Origin of the sequence: Phycicoccus sp. Soil748 (assembly GCF_001428025.1) — a bacterium.
Taxonomy (GTDB): domain Bacteria; phylum Actinomycetota; class Actinomycetes; order Actinomycetales; family Dermatophilaceae; genus Pedococcus.
Genome location: NZ_LMSC01000006.1, coordinates 231916 through 251491, shown reverse-complemented (window position 1 = coordinate 251491; position 19576 = coordinate 231916). Strand labels below are relative to the sequence as shown.

The 19576-nt window shown below is 73.1% G+C and carries 16 protein-coding genes and 1 tRNA gene; 10 read left to right on the top strand and 7 right to left on the bottom strand.

The genetic code is table 11. The features are described from left to right. Positions 1-2 precede the first annotated feature (2 nt). Entirely contained in the window at positions 3-1925 is a 1923-nt protein-coding gene (locus ASG70_RS06200) for a penicillin-binding transpeptidase domain-containing protein (protein WP_156399853.1), read from the top strand. A gap of 84 nt (positions 1926-2009) precedes the next feature. On the opposite strand, the gene ASG70_RS06195 is transcribed toward ASG70_RS06200, so the two are convergent. Together ASG70_RS06195 and folP are read right to left on the bottom strand one after the other, a co-directional pair. After that, positions 2010-2213: a cold-shock protein gene (locus tag ASG70_RS06195; protein ID WP_056882965.1), complete on the bottom strand. Its 204-nt coding sequence runs from the start codon at positions 2211-2213 to the stop codon at positions 2010-2012. A 307-nt stretch (positions 2214-2520) separates the two neighbouring features. Next, entirely contained in the window at positions 2521-3438 is a 918-nt protein-coding gene (folP, locus tag ASG70_RS06190; protein WP_056882964.1) for a dihydropteroate synthase, read from the bottom strand. A 72-nt stretch (positions 3439-3510) separates the two neighbouring features. On the opposite strand from folP, the gene ASG70_RS06185 reads away from it, so the two are divergent. Further along, complete coding sequence (locus ASG70_RS06185) at positions 3511-4716, top strand: acyl-CoA dehydrogenase family protein (protein ID WP_082590187.1); 1206 nt, start codon at positions 3511-3513, stop codon at positions 4714-4716. Then, complete coding sequence (locus ASG70_RS06180; RefSeq protein ID WP_082590185.1) at positions 4713-5774, top strand: phosphotransferase family protein; 1062 nt, start codon at positions 4713-4715, stop codon at positions 5772-5774. Before ASG70_RS06185 ends, ASG70_RS06180 begins: the two co-directional genes overlap by 4 nt. 17 nt (positions 5775-5791) lie before the next feature. Here ASG70_RS06180 and ASG70_RS06175 read toward each other — a convergent pair whose 3' ends face one another. The 3 genes from ASG70_RS06175 to ASG70_RS06165 all read right to left on the bottom strand — a co-directional run bounded on the left by ASG70_RS06175 (position 5792) and on the right by ASG70_RS06165 (position 10168). Next, positions 5792-7213: an FAD-binding oxidoreductase gene (locus tag ASG70_RS06175; RefSeq protein ID WP_200949209.1), complete on the bottom strand. Its 1422-nt coding sequence runs from the start codon at positions 7211-7213 to the stop codon at positions 5792-5794. A 4-nt stretch (positions 7214-7217) separates the two neighbouring features. Beyond that, a complete protein-coding gene (locus tag ASG70_RS06170; RefSeq protein ID WP_056882963.1) occupies positions 7218-8606 on the bottom strand; it encodes an aspartate aminotransferase family protein in 1389 nt (462 codons plus the stop codon). A 71-nt stretch (positions 8607-8677) separates the two neighbouring features. Continuing rightward, the gene (locus ASG70_RS06165; RefSeq protein ID WP_056882962.1) at positions 8678-10168 is read right to left on the bottom strand and encodes a CoA-acylating methylmalonate-semialdehyde dehydrogenase; all 1491 of its coding nucleotides are present in this window, start codon (positions 10166-10168) and stop codon (positions 8678-8680) included. A 60-nt stretch (positions 10169-10228) separates the two neighbouring features. Here ASG70_RS06165 and ASG70_RS06160 point away from each other — a divergent pair, with 60 nt between their 5' ends. Next, positions 10229-11599, top strand: a complete 1371-nt coding sequence (locus ASG70_RS06160; RefSeq protein WP_056882961.1) for a PLP-dependent aminotransferase family protein — start codon at positions 10229-10231, stop codon at positions 11597-11599. 341 nt (positions 11600-11940) lie between these two features. Here ASG70_RS06160 and ASG70_RS06155 read toward each other — a convergent pair. Beyond that, positions 11941-12027, bottom strand: a tRNA-Ser gene (locus tag ASG70_RS06155). Positions 12028-12080: 53 nt separating this feature from the next. Here ASG70_RS06155 and ASG70_RS06150 point away from each other — a divergent pair. The 6 genes from ASG70_RS06150 (at position 12081) to ASG70_RS06125 (ending at position 18911) form a co-directional block, all read left to right on the top strand. Further along, positions 12081-12575, top strand: coding sequence for a DUF6328 family protein (locus ASG70_RS06150; RefSeq protein ID WP_056882960.1), 495 nt, complete (start codon positions 12081-12083; stop codon positions 12573-12575). Between the two features lie 47 nt (positions 12576-12622). Continuing rightward, on the top strand, positions 12623-12976 hold the full coding sequence (locus ASG70_RS06145) for a hypothetical protein (RefSeq protein ID WP_056882959.1): 354 nt from the start codon (positions 12623-12625) through the stop codon (positions 12974-12976). Positions 12977-13610: 634 nt separating this feature from the next. Beyond that, on the top strand, positions 13611-15215 hold the full coding sequence (locus ASG70_RS06140) for a S8/S53 family peptidase (RefSeq protein WP_156399852.1): 1605 nt from the start codon (positions 13611-13613) through the stop codon (positions 15213-15215). After that, on the top strand, positions 15215-15811 hold the full coding sequence (locus ASG70_RS06135; RefSeq protein ID WP_056882957.1) for an RNA polymerase sigma factor: 597 nt from the start codon (positions 15215-15217) through the stop codon (positions 15809-15811). Before ASG70_RS06140 ends, ASG70_RS06135 begins: the two co-directional genes overlap by 1 nt. Next, positions 15808-16311: a hypothetical protein gene (locus ASG70_RS06130; protein WP_056882956.1), complete on the top strand. Its 504-nt coding sequence runs from the start codon at positions 15808-15810 to the stop codon at positions 16309-16311. The genes ASG70_RS06135 and ASG70_RS06130 overlap by 4 nt, the downstream gene beginning before the upstream one ends. Before the next feature lie 149 nt (positions 16312-16460). Then, positions 16461-18911: a CHAT domain-containing protein gene (locus ASG70_RS06125; RefSeq protein ID WP_056882955.1), complete on the top strand. Its 2451-nt coding sequence runs from the start codon at positions 16461-16463 to the stop codon at positions 18909-18911. Between the two features lie 61 nt (positions 18912-18972). On the opposite strand, the gene cysE is transcribed toward ASG70_RS06125, so the two are convergent. After that, positions 18973-19572 (bottom strand): serine O-acetyltransferase, encoded by a 600-nt coding sequence (cysE, locus tag ASG70_RS06120; RefSeq protein WP_056882954.1) that lies wholly within the window; start codon positions 19570-19572, stop codon positions 18973-18975. Positions 19573-19576: the final 4 nt, after the last annotated feature.

Sequence of the window (19576 nt, the reverse complement as noted above, 5' to 3'; positions counted from 1 at the left end):
TCATGGACAGACGTGCACTGGTGGGGTCGGTGGCTGCGGTCGTCGTCGTGGCGGCGGCGGCCGGAGGGGGCCTGTGGTGGCAGCATTCGGAGGCTGCGAAGACCTCGGACCGGGAGGCAGCAGCCGCGGTCGACGCCTTCGCGGCGGGCTGGGCGCAGCGGTCCTTCCCCAAGTCCGGCGCCCGGTTCGCCGGCACCACGGCCCAGGCGGTGCAGGACTCGTTCACGAAGGCCACCCAGGGTCTCGGCAGCGGGCCGGTCAAGGTCGAACCCGGCACCGTGAACCGCAAGGGCGACCGCGCCACCTCGACGGTCGCCGTGACGTGGACCCTGCCCGGCGGCGTCCCGTGGTCCTACGACGTCCCGCTCACCGCGAAGCCGGCCGGGTCGGGTGACGCGTGGGCGGTCAGCCTGCCGGCGTCGGCCACTGCCTGGGCGCCGGGACTCGGCTCCGGGGCAACGCTCTCGGCATCACGGACCTGGGGACAGCGCGGCGACCTGCTCGACCGCGACGGCCAGCCGCTCATGCCGGTCGGCAAGGTCTACCCGGTGCAGATCGACCCGAGCCGCGCCACCGCCGCGACGGTCCGCCAGCTCGAGAAGGTCGTCGACGAGCCGGCCGGGTCGCTCGTCGCCAAGCTCGAGGCCGCCACCAAGAGCGGCAGCAAGGCGCCCATCGCGGTGATCACCTACCGCGAGAGCGACTTCCAGCAGCGCAAGGCCGCACTCGACGGGCTCAAGGGCATCATCTACCCGGTGCGCGAACAGCCACTGGCTCGCACCCGGACCTTCGGCCAGCCCCTCCTCGGGTCGTACGGCCCGGTCAACGCGGAGCAGGTCAGTGCCAGCAAGGGCCGCTACGTCGCGGGCGACTACGCCGGCGTCAGCGGGCTGCAGGGACGCTACGACGCCGAGCTCGCCGGGACCCCGGGAGTGCAGGTGACCTCGAGCGCCAAGCCCGACAGCCCCCTGTTCAGCAAGGACGCGGTCGACGGCAAGGACGTGCAGACGACCCTCTCCCCCGACGCGCAGACGGCGGCGGAGTCCGCGGTCGCCCGCACCGGCTCGGTGCCCTCGGCCCTGGTCGCCGTCGACGTGAGGACGGGCGACGTCCTGGCCTCCGCCAACTCGCCGGCCCTCGGGTTCGACCGGGCCCTCACCGGCCAGTACCCCCCGGGATCGTCGTTCAAGATCGTCAGCACCTACGCCCTGCTGACCGGTGGCAAGGTGACGCCGACGACGTCGGTGGACTGCCCCGAGAAGTTCGTGGTCGACGGCCGTTCCTACAAGAACTACGAGGGCGAGTCCTTCGGCAAGCCCGACTTCGCCACCGACTTCGCGCACTCCTGCAACACCGCGTTCGTGAAGCTCTCGACCGACCTCGGCGACAGCGACCTCAGCAAGGCGGCCGACGCGCTCGGCCTCACCGGCTGGGCCAAGGGCGTCGGCGTCGGCAACGCCTTCGCGGCGAGCGTCCCCACCAACAACGGCAAGACCGACAAGGCCTCGGCCATGATCGGCCAGGGGCGCAACCTCACCTCCCCGCTCGCGCTGGCGACCATGTCCGCGTCGGTGGCCCGCGGCAGCGCCATACCGCCGGCGCTGGTGACCGAGCCGGCGCCGGCCGGTGCGGACCGCACCCCCAGGCCGCTCGACGCGGGTGCGGTGAAGGAGCTGCGGGCGCTCATGCGGCAGGTCGTGACCGGCGGCACCGGCACCGTCCTGCGCGACGCCCCCGGCGGCCCGGTCAGCGGCAAGACCGGCACGGCGGAGTTCGGCTCCGCCAACCCGCCTGAGACGCACGCGTGGTTCGTCGGCTACCAGGGCGACGTCGCCTTCGCGGCGCTGGTGGAGAAGGGCAAGAGCGGCGGCACCGTCGCGGCGCCGGTCGTCAAGGACTTCCTCGCGGCGCTGGCGATGAAGTAGTCCCAGCAGAGCCAACACAGCACGAGGCCCCCACCGGGATCCGGTGGGGGCCTCGTTGAAGACTGTGGTTGAGCAGTCCTCGGATCAGATCGGGCGAACGGCGTCAGCCTGGGGGCCCTTCGGGCCCTGGGTGACCTCGAACTCCACGCGCTGCGCCTCGTCCAGCGAGCGGTAGCCCGAGGACTCGATGGCCGAGTAGTGGACGAACACGTCCGGGCCGCCGCCGTCCTGGGCGATGAAGCCGAAGCCCTTCTCAGCGTTGAACCACTTCACGGTTCCCTGTGCCATGGGGTAACTCTTTCCTTCGTAGCCATTGGAACCCCGCACTTTGCGAGGCCCCCGGCTGCCATGCACAACCCCACCGACGAGACATGCCCGCCCTCAGATGAGAAAGGCCCGCTCTGGTGGTGCTAGGGCGGGCACTTCATCGACCTCTGCGAGGAACTGCTTGTTGCAACCGCGACAGACGCTAGCACGCAGGATGCGAATCGTGGAGGCCCGCAGGAGTCATTTTCTTCCCCCTTCTCCCCACCCCTCCCGTTCCGCGCAACTGCGTGGGCGGGCGGCTCGTCCGGCTCGCGCCGAGGGCGGCGGCTCAGACGCCGCGGACCGCGCGGACCGGGGGGCGGTCGCCGCGGATCGTGGCCACCATGTCGACGACGCGGCGCGTGGCCCGCACGTCGTGGGCGCGGAAGACCGTGGCCCCGAGCCAGGCCGCCACGGCGGTCGCGGCGAGGGTCCCCTCGAGCCGGTCGTCGACCTCGACGCCGAGCGACTCGCCCACGAAGTCCTTGCGGGACAACGCCTGCAGGATCGGGAAGCCCAGCTCGGCAAGGTCGGCGGTGTGCCGCAGGACGACCAGGGAGTGTGCGGTCGTCTTGCCGAAGTCGAGCGTGGGGTCGACCAGCACGCGCTGCGCCGGGATCCCGGCCTCGACGGCTGCGGCGGCGCCCTCGGCGAGCGTGTGCAGGACGTCGCGGACGACGTCGAGGGGGTCCGGCCCGTAGGAGACGTGCACCGGGTCGGTCCTCGGGGGGAGCCCGCCGGTGTGTGAGCAGACCACCCCCGCGCCGATGCGCGCGGCCACGTGCACCAGCTCCGGGTCATGCCCGGCCCAGGTGTCGTTGACGAGGTCCAGGCCGTGCCGGCCGGCCTCGAGGGCGACCTCACTGCGCCAGGTGTCGAGGCTCAGCACGAGGTCGGGGTAGGCCGCGCGGGCGTGCTCGAGGAACGGCACCACCCGTTCGACCTCCTCCTGCGCAGAGACGTGCTCGCCCTCCTGGCCTGCGCGGACACCGCCCACATCGACGATGTCGGCACCGGCCGCGACCGCGTCGTCGAGGGCGCGCTTCGCGGAGTCGAGGTCGACGTGCCGGTTGCCGGCGAAGAACGAGTCGCGGGTGCGGTTGATGATGCCCATCACCGCCGGGGCCGAGGAGTCGAACGTTCGACCGCGCAGGACCAGCGGCGGCGTGCTGGGTAGGTGCACGGGCTGCGGCTCCGGGGTCGACACGGCGCCATCCTCGCACCGGCACCTGCGCCCCGGTCGCCGGCCATGGCGCGGCGCGCTGGGTAGGGTCGGGACGTGGCCTTTGACTTCAGCATGAGCCCAGCCGTCGAGCAGCAGCGTCGCCGGGTCGAGGAGTTCGTCGCGACCGAGGTCGTGCCGCTCGAGCAGCGCGTCTTCGCCGAGGGCATGACCGACGCCCTGCGGGTGGAGCTGCAGGCGAAGGCCAAGGCGGCCGGCGTCTTCGCGCCCCAGGCACCCCAGGAGCTCGGGGGCGGCGGCTTCCGGTTCGACGAGTCCGCGGTGCTGCTCGAGGAGGCCGGCTACTCGCTGCTCGGCCCGCTCGCCCTCAACTGCGCGGCGCCTGACGAGGGCAACATCCACCTGCTGCACGTGACCGGGTCGGCGATGCAGAAGGAGAAGTACCTCGAGCCCCTGGTGGCCGGCGAGGTGCGGTCCTGCTTCTCGATGACCGAGCCGCCGCCCGGCGCCGGGTCGGACCCCTCCGCCCTGCGGACGCGCGCCCGTCGCACCGACGGTGGCTGGGTCGTCAACGGCGACAAGTGGCTCATCACCGGGGCCGACGGCGCTGCGTTCTCGATCGTGATGGCCCTCAACGAGGGTGACGACGTCCCGCAGGGCGCGACCATGTTCCTCGTCGACGCCGACAACCCGGGTTTCGTCGTCGGCGACCACATCGACACCATCGACGCGACCGGGGTCGGCGGCCACTGCCGTGTCACGCTGCGCGACTGCTTCGTGCCCGACGACCATGTGCTCGGCGAGGTGGGCAAGGGGTTCCAGAGCGCGCAGGTGCGCCTGGCCCCTGCCCGGCTAACGCACTGCATGCGCTGGCTCGGCGCGGCACGCCGCGCCCACGACATCGCGGTCGAACGCGCCGTCGGGCGTGAGCTGTTCGGCAGCACGCTCTCGGACCTGGGTATGGCGCAGGCCCTCATCGCCGAGAACGAGATCGACCTCGACGCAGCCCGGTCGATGATCTGGCACGCCTCGTGGGCCATCGCCGAGGGCCAGCGCAGCAGCGAGCAGTCCTCGCGCACCAAGGTGTTCGCGAGCGAGGCCGCCTGCCGCGTGGTCGACCGCTCGGTCCAGCTGGCCGGTGGCATGGGCACGTCCGAGGAGCTGGTGCTCGGCCGGATCTACCGTGACATCAGGTCGTTCCGCATCTACGACGGCGCCACCGAGGTGCACAAGATGTCGATCGCCCGGCGCGCGGCCCGCAGGGCCGCCGACCGCGCCGCGAGCCGGGACGCGCGCGCGTGAGCCAGCTCGGCGGGGTACCGGAGCCGGGGCAGGACCGCGAGGAGGCCCCCGGGCTGCCGCGCGAGTCCTTCACCCGGTGGGCTGCCGACGCCGTGCCCGGGCTCGGGCCGGACTGGACGGCAGAGGTGATCTCGGGAGGGCTGTCCAACATCACCTACCGGGTGAGCAGCCCCACCGCGACGGTCATCGTCCGGCGGCCACCGCTGGGCAGGCTCCTGCCGAGCGCCCACGACATGGGTCGCGAGTCGAGGGTGCTGTCGGCCCTCTGGCAGACCGCCGTGCCGGTGCCGCAGGTGCTCGCTGCCACGACGGATGCCGACGTGGTCGGGGCACCGTTCTACGTCATGGCCCTCGTCGAGGGCACCGTGTACCGCGAGCCGTCGCAGACGGCGGAGCTCACTGAGGCACACCGAGACCGGCTCTCCGACTCCCTCGTGGAGGTGCTCGCCGCCATCCACGCCGTCGACCTCGACGCCACCGGGTTGCGCGACTTCGGCCGGCCCGACGGCTACCTCGCGCGCCAGATCCGCCGGTGGAGCGGCCAGTGGGAGGCCAGCCGGACCCGCGACCTGCCGGCGATGGACGACCTCATCCGGGCCCTCGACGCCCAGCGCCCGATGGGTGGCGAGGTCACGCTGGTGCACGGCGACTACCGCCTCGACAACACCCTCGTCGCCGAGGAGCACGGACGGCCCACCGTCGCGGCCGTGGTCGACTGGGAGCTGAGCACCCTCGGCGACCCGCTGGCCGACCTGGCCACCTGGCTCACCTACTACTCCGGCCCCGGCGAGGACGGCAGCGCCGTCCCCGTGGCCGCGGGCCTGACCGCCCACGAAGGCTTCCCGACCACCGACGAGCTCGCGCACCGGTATGCCGCGGCGACCGGTCGCGACGTGTCGGGCCTGGACTACTACCGCGCGTTCACCGACTTCCGGCTCGCCGTGATCCTCGAGGGCGTGCACGCGCGGTACCTCGCCGGGAAGTCGATGGGCGAGGGGTACGACCGGGTGGGGACGTCGGTGCCGTTGCTCGTCGACCGGGCCCTGTCGCGCCTGTAGGTGGGGTCCGCGCGCGTCTAGGAGTCGAAGCCCAGGCCCAGCCGGTCAAGGGTGCGCAGCCAGGCGTTGCGCCGTCCGGCGTTCTCGTCCGCGCGGGCCAGTGACCACCGGGTGAGCTGGATCCCGGCGTAGGCCAACGGTTCCGGCGGGAACGGCAACGGCTTCTCGCGGACCATCTGCAGGCGGGTCCGCTCGGTGTCGGCACCGTCGAGCAGGTCGAGGGTGACGGCTGCACCGAACCGGGACGCCCCGACCCCGAGACCCGTGTAACCGAGGGCGTAGGCGACCCGGCCGCCGAACGCCGAGCCGTAGAAGGCGCAGAACCGGGTGCAGGTGTCGATCGCGCCGCCCCAGCGGTGGGTGAACCGCAGCCCCTCGAGCTGGGGGAAGGTCTCGAAGAAGTGGGCGGCGAGCCGCTCGAACGTCTGCGGCCGCTGGTCGCGCGACGGCCGCACCCGTCGCCCGAGGTGGTAGATCGCGTCGTAGCCGCCCCACAGGACCCGGTTGTCGTCGGTGAGCCTGTAGTAGTGGAACTGGTTGGCCATGTCGCCGACACCCGCGCGACTCTGCCAGCCGATCGACGCCAGTTGCTGGTCGGAGAGGGGCTCGGTCATGAGGACGTAGTCGTAGACGGGCACGGTGTGCAGGCGCGTACGGCGCACCAGTGACGGGAACGCGTTGGTGCCCAACGCGACTCGCGCCGCGCGCACATCCGGACCCTGCTCGGTACGCAGCCTCATCCCCGCACCGTCGCGCTGGAGGCCCGTCACCTTGGTGCCCTCCACGATCCGCACGCCGAGCGACTCGGCTGCGGCGGCGAGGCCCCACGCGAGCCGGGCCGGGTCGACCATGGCGGTCTCGTCAGGGCTGTGGACGCCCGCGAGGTAGGTGGGCGAGTCCAGCTCTGCGCGAACGGCGTCGCGGTCGAGGAACCGGATCGCGCCTCCAGAGCCGGCCTCCTCGCGCAGCCACTCCACCTGGTGGGGCGCGGTGGCGACCGTGAGCTCGCCGGTCCGGCGGAAGTCGCACTCGATGCCGTGGCGCTGCACCGTGCTCTCGATCGCGTCGAGGTTCGCGAGCCCGAGGCGGTGCAGCTGCTCGTACTCCGCCGGCCACCGCTCGCGCCCGTTGGCCTCGCCGTGGGTCAGGCTCGCGGAGCAGAAGCCGCCGTTGCGCCCGGATGCGGCCCAGCCGATCCGTCCGGCCTCGAGGAGCAGGACGTCGCGCGCCGGGTCGGCCTCCTTGGCGAGCAGTGCGGTCCACAGGCCCGTGTAGCCGCCGCCGACCACGACCAGGTCGGCGGTGACGTCGGCCCGCCCGTCCTGCCCACCGTCGTCCAGGCGGGGGCGGGGCGCAGGGCGGTCGGCACGGTCGAGCCAGAACACCGACGGCGCGGCGGCCGCGAGCGCACCCGCAGCCGGTCCGCCCAGAAGGGCCACGACGTCAGCTGCCGGTGCAGTGGCGGTCGGCCACCTCGAGCGCCTCGTCGAGGATGGCCAGGCCCTCACGCACCTCGTCGGGCGTCGTCGTGCACGGCGGCACGACGTGGGTCCGGTTGAAGTGGGTGAACGGCCAGAGCCCGCGCTCCTTGCAGGCCGCGGCGAAGTCGTTCATCGGCTTGGCGTCGGCGCCACCGGAGTTGAACGGCACCAGCGGCTCCCGGGTCTCACGGTCACGGACCAGCTCCAGGGCCCAGAACGTCCCGAGCCCGCGGACCTCGCCCACGCTGGGGTGCCGCTCGGCGAGCTCTCGCAGTCCGGGGCCGATCACGTCGGTCCCCAGGTCGCGGGCGTGCTCGACGATGCGCTCCTCCTTGAAGATGTTGATGGAGGCGACGGCGGAGGCGCAGGCGAGCGGGTGACCGGAGTAGGTGAGGCCGCCCGGGAAGGGCCTGGTGTCGAAGGACCGGGCGATGCGCTCGGAGATGATGACGCCACCCAGGGGGACGTAGCCGCTGTTGACGCCCTTGGCGAAGGTGATGAGGTCGGGCGCGACGCCCCAGTGGTCGACGGCGAACCACTCACCGCAGCGCGCGAACCCGGCCATCACCTCGTCGGCGATCATGGCGATGCCGTGCTCGTCGCAGATCCGGCGGACCCCTGCGAGGTAGCCGGGCGGGGGCACGAGGATGCCGTTGGTGCCGACGACCGACTCGAGGATGATCGCGGCCACGGTGTGCGCGCCCTCGACCATGAGGGTGTCGCGCAGGTGCTGCAGCGCGCGCTCGCACTCCTCCTCCTCGGTGGTGGCGTGGAAGGCGGAGCGGTACAGGTACGGGCCCCAGTAGCGCACCACGCCCGGCATACCCGGCTCGGAGGGCCACCGGCGCGGGTCGCCGGTCAGGGCAATGGAACCCGCGGTGGCACCGTGGTAGCTGCGGTAGGCGGCCAGCACCTTGTGGCGGCCCGTGTGCAGGCGCGCCATCCGCAGCGCGTTCTCGTTGGCCTCTGCCCCGCCGTTGGTGAAGAACACCCGGTTGAGGTCGCCGGGGGCGAGCTCGGCGATGAGGCGTGCCGCCTCGGAGCGGGCGTCGTTGGCGAAGGCCGGGCTGATCGTCGTGAGGCGAGCAGCCTGCTCCTGGATCGCGGCGACCAGCCTGGGGTGCTGGTAGCCGATGTTGACGTTGACCAGCTGGCTGGAGAAGTCGAGGTAGCGCCTGCCCGCGTAGTCGGTGAAGTACGACCCCTGCGCCGAGGCGATCGGCAGCGGGTCGATCAGCCCCTGCGCCGACCACGAGTGGAACACGTGGCCCCGGTCGTCGCGACGGACCTGCTCCTCGGTGGCGCCCGTGACGGCGTCGAGCACGTCCGGCTGGACGGTGGTGTCGGTCATGCGTTGCCTCTCAACGGTTCTGCGGTGCCAGCGGGTCTGTCGTCAGCGGGTCTGTCGTCAGCGGTGTGGCGTCAGCGGGTCTGCGGGAAGCCGAGGTCGACGCTCGAGGTCGCGGGGTCGGGCCAGCGCTGCGTGACGACCTTGCCGCGCGTGTAGAAGCTGACGCCCTCGGGCCCGTACATGTGCGTGTCGCCGAACAGCGAGTCCTTCCAGCCGCCGAAGGAGTAGTAGGCGACGGGGACCGGGATCGGGACGTTGATGCCGACCATGCCGACCTCGACGTCGAACTGGAACTCGCGCGCGGCCCCCCCGTCGCGGGTGAAGATCGCGGTGCCGTTGGCATACGGGTTGGAGTTGATGAGCTCGAGGCCCTCGTCGTAGGTGTCCACGCGGACCACGGACAGGACGGGCCCGAAGATCTCGTCGGTGTAGACGGTCATCTCCGGGGTGACGTGGTCGAGCAGCGTGGTGCCGAGGAAGAAGCCGTCGGGAGGCAGGTCGCCCTCACGGCCGTCGACGACCACGCTCGCGCCGGCCTCCTGACCGGCGCCGATGTAGCTGGCCACCTTGTCGCGGTGCTCGGCGGTGATGAGTGGGCCCATGTCGGTGTCGGGGTCGGTGCCGGGCCCCACGGTGAGCTTGGGCAGGCGGGCGGCGATGGCGTCCACGAGCGGCTGCGCGACGTCCCCGACGGCGACCGCGACCGACAGGGCCATGCAGCGCTCGCCGGCCGACCCGTAGGCCGCGGAGACGACCGCGTCCGCGGCCATGTCGATGTCGGCGTCGGGGAGTACGAGGGCGTGGTTCTTGGCGCCGCCGAGGGCCTGGACCCGCTTGCCGTTGGCCGTGCCGCGCTCGTAGATGTACCGCGCGATCGGCGTGGAGCCGACGAAGCTCACCGCGGCGATGCCGGGGTGGTCGAGGATGGCGTCGACGGCCACCTTGTCACCGTGCACGACCGTGAAGACGCCGTCGGGCAGGCCGGCCTCCTTCCACAGCTGGGCCAGGAAGAGCGCCGCGGACGGGTCCTTCTCCGACGGCTTGAGGATGAAGGCGTTGCCACAGGCGATCGCGTTGGCGCACATCCACAGCGGCACCATCGCGGGGAAGTTGAAGGGCGTGACACCGGCCACGACACCGAGCGGCTGGCGGATGTTGTAGACGTCGACGCCGGTCGCGGCCTGCTCGCTGAAGCCCCCCTTGAGCAGGTTGGGGACACCGGTGGCGAACTCGACGTTCTCGAGGCCGCGCGCGATCTCACCCGCGGCGTCGGACAGCACCTTGCCGTGCTCGGCGGTGATGATCTCGGCGAGCTCGGGGGTGCGCTGGTGAAGCAGCTCGCGGAAGGCGAAGAGCACGGCGCTGCGGCGAGACAGGGAGGCCCGTCGCCACTCGCGAGCCGCGACGGTGGCGCTGGCGACGGCGGCGCCGAGCTCCTCGACCGAGGCGAGGTCGACCTCGCCGCTGACCGCCCCGGTGGCAGGGTTGAAGACCGGCGCCGTGCGACCTGAGGTGCCGGGGGCGGCCTTGCCGTCGATCCAGTGCGAGATGCGCGTCGTCATGCTCCACACAGTACGACCCAACCATTGCTGGCACAATAGACTTTTTGTTATGGTGCAAACATGACCTCAGGGCCCGACGGCGCGACACTGACCGCGCTCGAGGAGCGGCTGGACACTCCGACGGCCAAGGGGCTGGCCCATGCCGTCTCGGCCGCCATCCGCGACGGCCACCTCGTCGCCGGCGACCGGCTCCCCCCGATCCGCACCGTGGCCGCGCAGCTGGCCCTCTCGCCCACGACGGTGAGCGCGGCCTGGGCGCTGCTCGCGCGGTCGGGCACCGTGGCGACCAACGGACGGCGGGGCACCACCGTCCTCGACGCCCGCGGTGGGGGCACCACCCGGTACCGCAAGGCGCTCGAACGGCCCTCGACGTTCGAGCTCGACCTGTCCACCGGCGTCCCGGACCCGGCCCTGCTCCCCGACCTCGGCGCGGCGCTGGCGGGCCTGACCTCGGCCCCGCGCACCGGCAGCTACCTCGACGACCCGGTCCTGCCCGCGCTGGGAGAGGCGCTGCGAGGCGACTGGCCGTTCGAGGTCGCTGAGGTCACGGTCGTCGACGGGGCCATGGACGCGATGGACCTGGTGGTGCGCACCCAGCTGCGGTTCGGCGACCGGGTCGTGGTCGAGGACCCCGCGTTCCCACCGCTGGTCGACCTGCTCGAGTCGATGGGGGCGCAGCTGGTGGGGGTCGCCGTGGACGAGGAGGGCCTGTCGGTCGAGGGCCTGCGCGCCGCGCTGGCCGAACCGGTGGCGGCCGTCTTCCTCCAGCCACGGGCGCAGAACCCCACCGGCGTGACCACCACCCGACGGCGGGCCCGCGCACTGGCCGAGCTCCTGTCGGGGACGGACGCCCTCGTCGTCGAGGACGACTCCGCGGCCGGCCTGTCGTCGGCGGCGCTCGCGAGCCTCGGACGCTGGATACCCGACCGCACCGTCCACATCCGGTCGTTCTCCAAGTCGCACGGCCCAGACCTGCGGCTGGCCGCCCTGAGCGCGCCGGCCCCGGTCCTCGGCGCGGTGTCCGCCCGGCGCCAGCTCGCGCAGGGCTGGTCCAGCAGGCTCTTGCAACAGGTGCTCCTCTCCCTCCTCACCGACGACGCCGCCACTGCGCAGGTGCGCACGGCCGCCACCACGTATGCCGCGCGGCGGGCGTCCGTCGTCAGCGGCCTCCGCGCCCGCGGGGTCGAGGTCGGCGGCAGCGAGGGCATCAACATCTGGGTGCCGGTGCACGACGAGACCGCCGCCGTGGTCCGTCTCGCCAGCCAGGGGATCGGCGTGGCGCCCGGCGCACCGTTCCGCCTGGGCGCGCCCGCCGCCGACGGTGGTCACGTCCGCGTCACCGTCGGGCTGGCCACCGGCGACCTCGAGCCCCTCGTCGACGCGCTCGCCGACGCCGCGCAGACGACGGGCTGGAGCGGTCGCGCCCGCTGAGGCCACCGGCTCAGCCTTCCCGCAGAGCCAGCCTCGAACGGGTCCGGGCAGGCGCGAAGGCCGGGCTGCAGGGTTGCCCGGCCTCCGGCCCGCCGCCCTAGAGCGGACGTCAAGTGGCCCCAGTCGAGGGTAACCACACCGTTCGACACCGAGGATCCCGCAATGGGCGTAGCCAGCGCACCGGTTTGGGCCCGGCGTCTCGCTGGCTGGCCCACCGGAGCCCCCGGCGGAGGGCGTGGGAGCCGTCGCCTCCGCTGCGCTCCGGCTCCTCCCGAATCCCGCGTGCTCGATGCGCAGGAACCGCCCGGACCTCGTTCCTCGGCCCGTACGAACCCTTCGCGCGGAGGGCGTGGGATTCGAACCCACGATGACGTTGCCGCCATAGCGGTTTTCAAGACCGCCGCACTAGGCCACTATGCGAGCCCTCCATGACCCGCCGACATCGAAGCCGGCCAGCCGGGGGCCACGCTATCGTCACGTCGTGGACGCCTACCAACGTGAGGGCGAGACCGAGGCGCAGCGCCTGGACCGCAACTGGGACGAGCTGCTCCAGGAGTTCCGGGTGTCCCAGACCGGCGTCCAGATCCTCACCGGCTTCCTGCTCACCCTGCCGATCCAGCCCGCGTTCCACGGGATCACCACGTTCGAGCGGGCGGCCTACGTGGCCGCCATCAGCGCCAGCATCATGGCCACCTGCCTCCTCATCACCCCGGTCGCGATGCACCGGTGGCTGTTCCGGCAGCGGCGCAAGGAGACCCTGGTCCTGATGGCCCACCACCTCGCCATCGCGGGGCTCGTCGTCCTCGCGGGCGCGGTCGTCAGCGTCATGGCGTTCACGTTCGCCCTCGTCTTCAGCGACCTCCTCGGGGCCGTCGTGGCCGCCTGCGGCGTCATCGTGTTCCTGGGGGCGTGGGTCGTCCTGCCCCTCTCCCTGCGCCGGCGGTTCACCACCGGCGACCGCTCGACAAGCCCCTGAGCAGCGGTTTTGTTAGGGTCGAAGCCACCCCGAACAAAGGATTCACCATGGGCAAGTTGACCTTCATCGCCGGCGTCGCCGCCGGTTACGTCCTCGGCGCCAAGGCCGGGCAGAAGCGCTACGAGCAGATCCGTGGGCGGGCCAACCAGCTGTGGACCAGCGACCCGGTCCAGTCCCGCGTCGACACCGTCAAGGACGTCGTCAAGGAGCAGGCCCCGGTCGTGGCCGCCAAGCTGGGCGACGTCGCGAAGAGCGCCGGTTCCACCGCGCTGAGCGCTGGAGCGAGCGCCAAGGACCGCGTCACCGGCGAGGACCTCCCCGACACGATCCACCGCGGCAGCGACGGCAAGCTGCACGCCGACACCACCGGCTTCGGTCCCGGGGGCTCCAAGCTCCCCTGAGCCGACCTTGAACCGACCACGAGTCGAGCATGAGTCGGCCCTGGCCGTGTTCTCGCCAGGCCGGGCACGACGAGGAGCCCGCGGCGCCGCACACCGGATGTGTGTGCAGCACCGCGGGCTCCTTCGCGCGCACCCCCGTACGCGGCCACGCCCCTACGGAGGACGCCGCCTAGGGACGTCGCCCGGAAGGCCGGGCCGGACGGCTGCTGGCGACCCCCGACCAGCACCGCCCCGCACCGACGCCTCCCGACGACGCGCCCCGCAGGGCTGCCCGACCGCGAAACCCCTGTCGCGACCGGACCACTCGCTGGCTCCCCCCGGGCCAGCTGACCTCGGCCACCCGTGTCCGCCGCCATCGGCACTCACCAGACCTGGGTGACATGAGGGTCCTTTCGTGGCGTCCGACCCGTTCCCCTTGACCGAACCGGACACCATGAAGGAGCGGCCCGTCCCCCGCCTGATACACCGGCGCCCGAACTTCTCGTCCCGAGGGTCCAGCAGGCGCAACCGGGTCCGTCTGACTTGTATCAGCGGGAACCTCCGGTTCTCCTGTCAGCGACGTGGTGGTCTCACTACGCTGACCAGCGGCGCACCGGTTGCGTCCGCGTCGGCTTCCGCCCACAGGGGAGAGCTCATGGCACAGACGACGGCCCCCACCTCGAGCCGAGGACCGGGTCGACGCATCCCCCGGGTGGGGGTGCCGGGCAGTGCCGTCCGCCGGCTCGGGGTACGCGCCCTCGACCCCGCCACGAGCAAGCGGCTCGGCGACCAGCCGGCACCCAGCCCCACGGCATACGTGGGTGACTGCCTGCTGGTCCGCGGCCTCGTCCAGGGACGCGCCGGCGGGCCGATCGCCGCCCTGCGCGAGCTGCTGAAGGACCGCTACAGCGTCGAGGAGCGGCGCGAGACCGGCCTCGGCGACCTGTTCGCCCGCCTCGAGCTCACCGAGGAGCTCGACCGGGTGGGCACCACGAGCGTGGTCATCGCCCCGCTCACCGGTGTCGCCGTCGAGCCCCCGGACGCCTGGAAGATCCTGCAGGACCTGCGCGCTGCCGACCCCGGCGCCGCCCGCTCCGTCGAGCTCTGCCACGTCATGGTCGGCACCGGGTACGGCGAGGGCGTCGGGTACGGCGAAGGGGTCGGGTACGGCGAGGGCGTGGGTTACGGGGAAGGCGTCGGCTACGGCGAGGGCGTCGGGTACGGAGAGGGTGTGGGCCTCGCGGGCCTGCCCGGGGGCGGCCCCTCCGGCCGCTCCCCCGTCACCTTGGCCGCACCGAACCCCTGCCCGGAGACGATGCCGAAGGGCCCGGTGGTCGCCCTGCTGGACACCGGGATCGGCAGGCACGAGTGGTTCGAGCGCGGGGTCATCCGTGACGTGGAGGTGGGCGGCGAGCCGGTCGGCCTCGTCTTCACGGCCGAGGACGACCCCGAGAACACCGGTGTCACCATCGACCGTGTCAACGGCGTCCTCGACCGGCTCGCCGGCCACGGGACCTTCATCGCGGGCATCGTGCGCCAGCACTGCCCCGAGGCGACCCTCATGGCGGTGCCCGTGATGTACGGCGACGGGGTGGCCGACGAGGCGGTGGTCGTCGACGCACTGCAGCTGCTCTACGCCCGCCAGCTCCTCGCCCTGCGCGACCCGGAGCGCTGGGGACCGCTGGTCGACGTGCTGTCGCTGTCGCTCGGCTACTACCACGAGACCGTCGGCACCTTCGACGACGAGGGCGCCCTCGTCACGGCCCTGAAGGCGCTCGCCTCCACCGGCGTCGCCGTGGTCGCGGCCGCCGGCAACGGAGCCAGCGACGTCGAGTTCTTCCCGGCGGCGTTCGCCGTGGGCAGCGGGTTCGCCGTGCCCCTGGTGAGCGTCGGCGCGCACAACCCCGGGGGCCGCAACAAGGGCGGCCGGACCGTGTCGGTCTACTCCAACACCGGCACCTGGGTGAAGGGCTACCGCTGCGGCACCGCGGTCGTCAGCACCATGCCGACCACGTTCGACGGCAGCATCCGCAGCGTGCTCAACCTGCCCGGCTCGAAGAACCCGACGCGCGGCTCGATCGACCTCGACGACTACTCCGGCGGCTTCGGCCAGTGGAGCGGCACGTCGTTCGCGGCCCCCGCCCTCGCCGGCGACGTCGCGGCCTGGCTCGTCACCCATGCCACACCGGACGCGGACGCGGCGGCCCGCGTGAAGCTCGCAGGTCGAGCCGTTGCCGCCGCCGTGAAGGGGGACCACTGATGCACACCGACGGCACCACCGGGAGCCTGGCCGAACGCGCGGCACGCGCGTTCTCCGCCTACCGCGAGGGTGACGCCCAGGCCATGTCGGACCTGGTCGACACCACCACGACCCTCCTCTGGCACACCGCCCGGAGCCAGGGCCTCGACCCCGCTCAGGCGGAGGACGTCGTCCAGACGACCTGGCTGCTGCTGGTCCAGCACGCGCCGTCCATCCACGACCCCCAGGCCGTGCTCAAGTGGCTCATCACCACCACCCGGCGCGAGGCGTGGGCCACGGCCAGGAAGTCCCGGCGCGAGGACGTCCGCGAGGAGCTCGGCGAGGACCTCGACACCACGCAGGACGTGGCCGGCGAGCCCGAGCAGGTGCTCGTCCGGGGCCAGGAGCAGGTGGTGCTGTGGAGGCACTTCGCCACGCTGTCGACCCGGTGCCAGCAGCTGCTGCGCGTCGTGGCCCTCGCCGAGCGGCCGGACTACGCGCACGTGGCGGAGGCACTGGGCATGCCGGTCGGCAGCATCGGCCCCACCCGTGGCCGGTGCCTGGCCAAGCTCCGCGTGGCGCTCAAGGCCGATCCCGGATGGGACGTGGCGTCGTGAACGAGGACCTCGACCTCGACCGCCTGGCCGAGGAGCCCCTGGACGCTGAGGACGCGCGCGCCCTGGCCACCCTGCGGTCGATCGTCGCGGCCAGCGACCCCGTGCCGTCGGGACTGGCGGAGCGCTCGAAGTTCGCCATGACGGTGGCCGCCCTGGAGGCCGAGGTCGCCCAGATCACCCGGGCCGGCGCCGAGACGGCCGGGGTACGGACGACGACCTACGACCGCGCGCAGACCATCACGTTCTCCAGCGCCCACCTCAGCGCGATGATCACCATCGAGCCGGTCGACGGTGGCCGGGCCCGCATCAGCGGGTGGGTCAGCGCCGACGGCCCCACCGCGGTGGAGCTGCGCGAGCGCTCCCGCACGCAGACCACCGAGACCGACGCCGACGGCAGGTTCAGGTTCACGACGGTCGAACGTGGGCTCGTGCACCTGGTGCTGCGCCGGCTCGACCTGCCGGACAGCCGCCCGGTCATCACCCCGGCCATCGAGATCTAGGGGACGCCATCGAGGTCGCGGACCCACAGGTCGGGGAGCTGCTCTCGCGGGCCCGCCACCTCAACTCCATCGGGCGGTTCCGCGATGCCGAGCGCGCGCTGCGGCAGGCGCTCAGGCGCAGTACCCGGCTCCCGGACGAGGAGCAGTCGGTGGCCAGGGCACGCGTGCTCATCACCCTCGCATGGACCACCTTGGCCCTGCGGGACCGGGGCAGGGCCCTCGCGTTGCTCGACGAGGCCCGCAGCCTGACCGACGCGCCGCGGCTCGTCGCGCTCACCCACGTGCAGCAGGCCATGCTCCACGTGTACTGCGCGGAGTGGCGTGAAGCCGTGGCGGCACTCGACCGGGTCGGACCCGCCTTCGACCTGCTCACCGAGCGCGAGCAGGTGGCCGCCCTGCTCAACGGCGGCCTCTCGCACCTGTCGCTGCTCCAGCTCGGGCCGGCCCGGACCGAGCTCGAGCGCGCCCTGGCCCTCAGCCTCGAGCACGACCTGCCCGAGCAGGAGTTCAAGGCACGGCACAACCTGGGCTGCCTGGAGTTCTACGCCGGCCACCTGCCGCAGGCCATCGCCCTCATGCGCGCCGCCGACGAGGTCGACGCGCCCGTGGCGCGGGCGCGGGCCAAGCAGGACCTCGCGGCCGTGCTGCTGGAGGCAGGCCTCCTCGACCAGGCCCGTGACACCCTCGTCGACGCCCTGGGCCGGGCGCGGGCCGAGGGACTGCGGCTGGAGCAGGCCGACATCAGGCTCGACCTCGCCGCTGTCGCGGTGCTCGACCGCGACACCGCCCGCGCCCGGCGCGAGCTGGGGGCGGCCATCCGGGTGTTCCGGTCGCGGGGGGCCGTCGGCCGCCAGCAGAGCACGGCCCTGCTGCGCGCCTCGGTCGACGTCGCCGAGGGGCGCGTACCCCGCGACCTCGACGAGGTCCTCGCCCCGTACCTGCCGTCGGGCACCGGTCCCTCGCCCGTGACCCCGGACGAGCGGCTGGCTGCGCGGCTGCGCGTCGAGTCGCTGCTCCTCTCCGGCGACGTCGAGGCTGCGGGCCGGGCTGCACAACGCCTCGGTGGACGTGCGCGCCAAGGGCTCGCGGGTGACATGCACGACCGCCTCCTGCTGGCCAAGGTCGCTGCGGCACAGGGCGACTCACGACGCGCCCGCCGCGAGGTGCACACGGCCCTGCGGCGGCTCACGCAGCGTCAGGCACCGAGCCAGAGCCTCGAGGTGCGGTCGGCGCTGGCTGTCCACGGTCGGCGCCTCGCCGAGTGGGACCTCGACGACGCCCTGCGCAGCGGTTCGGCCAGGCGGGTGTTCGACAGCGTGGAGCGGTGGCGGGCGGTCTCGCACCGGCTGCCACCGCTGGCCGGCACCGACGACCCGGCCGGCGCCGAGCTGGTGGCCGAGCTGCGCCTGGCCAGGCGCCAGCTGGCCGATGCTGCCGAGCGCGGCGGCGGTGGCGCCGACGTCACGGACCACGACGGCGGCAGGTCCGGCGAGCTCGACCGGCTGCAGGCACGGGTGGCCCGCCTGGAGTGGCAGGTGTCCCAGCAGGACTGGTCCACCGCCGAGCACGGCGACGGGTCGGGCGTGGACGGCGCGACCACGCTGACCGGGGCCCGGGCAGCGCTCGAGCGCCGGCAGGAGCAGGCCCTGGTGCTCTTCGACCACGGACACGACCAGTACCTGCTGCACACCGGTCCGTCCGGGACGACGGTGCAGCGCCTGGACGGCCTCGCCGAGGTCGAGGCGCTGGCCGAGCGCCTCACGCGCGACCTCCGGGCCGGGGCCTACGCCGCGGCCGACCCGGTCATGGCCCGCGCCGTGGGCCGTGCCGTCGACAGCTCCCTGGCCCAGCTCGACCGGGTGCTCCTAGGCGCCACCGAACTCGGCGACGAGCCGGGGGGCATCGTGGTGTGCCCGAGCCGGTCGCTCGCGAGCGTGCCCTGGGCTGCCCTGCCCACCCTGGCCGGGCGCCCGGTCACCGTCGCCACGTCGATGACGCGCTGGGCGGCTCCCACGTCCGTGCCCGGGACGCCGGCCCACACGCCACTGTCGGTGTCGGCCCTCGCCGGCCCCGACCTGCGGCGAGCCCGCCTGGAGGCGGACTCCGTCGCATCGGTGTGGGGCGCGTCCGTGAGCGCCTCGGGCACCGCCGACGGTCCGGCCCTGCGGCGGGCGCTGCGCCGGGACACCGTGGTGCACGTCGCGGCCCACGGCACCCACGAACGGCAGAACCCCTACTTCTCCTCGTTGCTCCTCGCCGACGGCCCGCTCTTCGCCCACGAGCTCCCGCGGCCGGTCACGTCGAGCCACGTGGTGCTGTCGGCGTGCGACGTCGGCCAGGCAGACCTGCGGCCGGGCGACGAGCCGCTGGGGCTCACGTCGGCCCTGCTCGCCCTGGGCGTACGCAGCGTGGTCGCCGCCGTCGCCCCGGTGCCCGACGAAGTGGCTGCGGCTGCCATGGTCGACTACCACCGGCTGCTCGCGACCGGCCACGGCTCGGCCGAGGCCCTGGCTGCGACGGTGGCCGCCCACCCGGGCGCGCGCGCCTTCAACCTCTACGGCGCCGACTGGGCCGCACCCCGTACCGCAGCACCCTCCTGACCTGCACTCGGCACCGCAGGGAGCCGCGTCACGCTGACCGGGCGCGCGCCGTGGGTGAGGCTCAGATCCAGAGGGCGGGGTCCTTGAACATCGCCTCGTAGGGGTCCTCGCGACCCTCCGGGAACCGGATCGCCGCGGGGATCCCCGTCGCCACGGCACCGGCGGGCACGTCCTTGACGACCACCGAGTTGGCGCCCACCTGCACGTCGTCGCCGATGTGCACCGCCCCGAGGATGCGGGCCCCGGCTCCGACGGTCACCCGGTTGCCCAGGGTGGGGTGTCGCTTGACCTTCGCCAGCGAACGACCGCCCAGGGTGACCCCGTGGTAGAGCATCACGTCGTCGCCCACCTCGGCCGTCTCGCCGATGACCACACCCATGCCGTGGTCGATGAAGAAGCGCCGGCCGATGGTGGCGCCGGGGTGGATCTCCACGCCCGTGAGCGACCGGGCCGCCGTCATCAGCACCCGCGCCACCAGCTTCGCCGCGCCACCGCGCAGCCAGAGGCGGTGCGCCAGCCGGTACACCCAGATGGCGTGCAGCCCCGGCGAGTTGAGCGCGAGGTCGAGGCGCGAGGCAGCCGCGGGGTCGCGCGCGATGGCCGCGTCGAGGTCGTCGACGACACGGCTTCGCGCGCGACGCGCATACAGGGCCAAGGTCACGGGT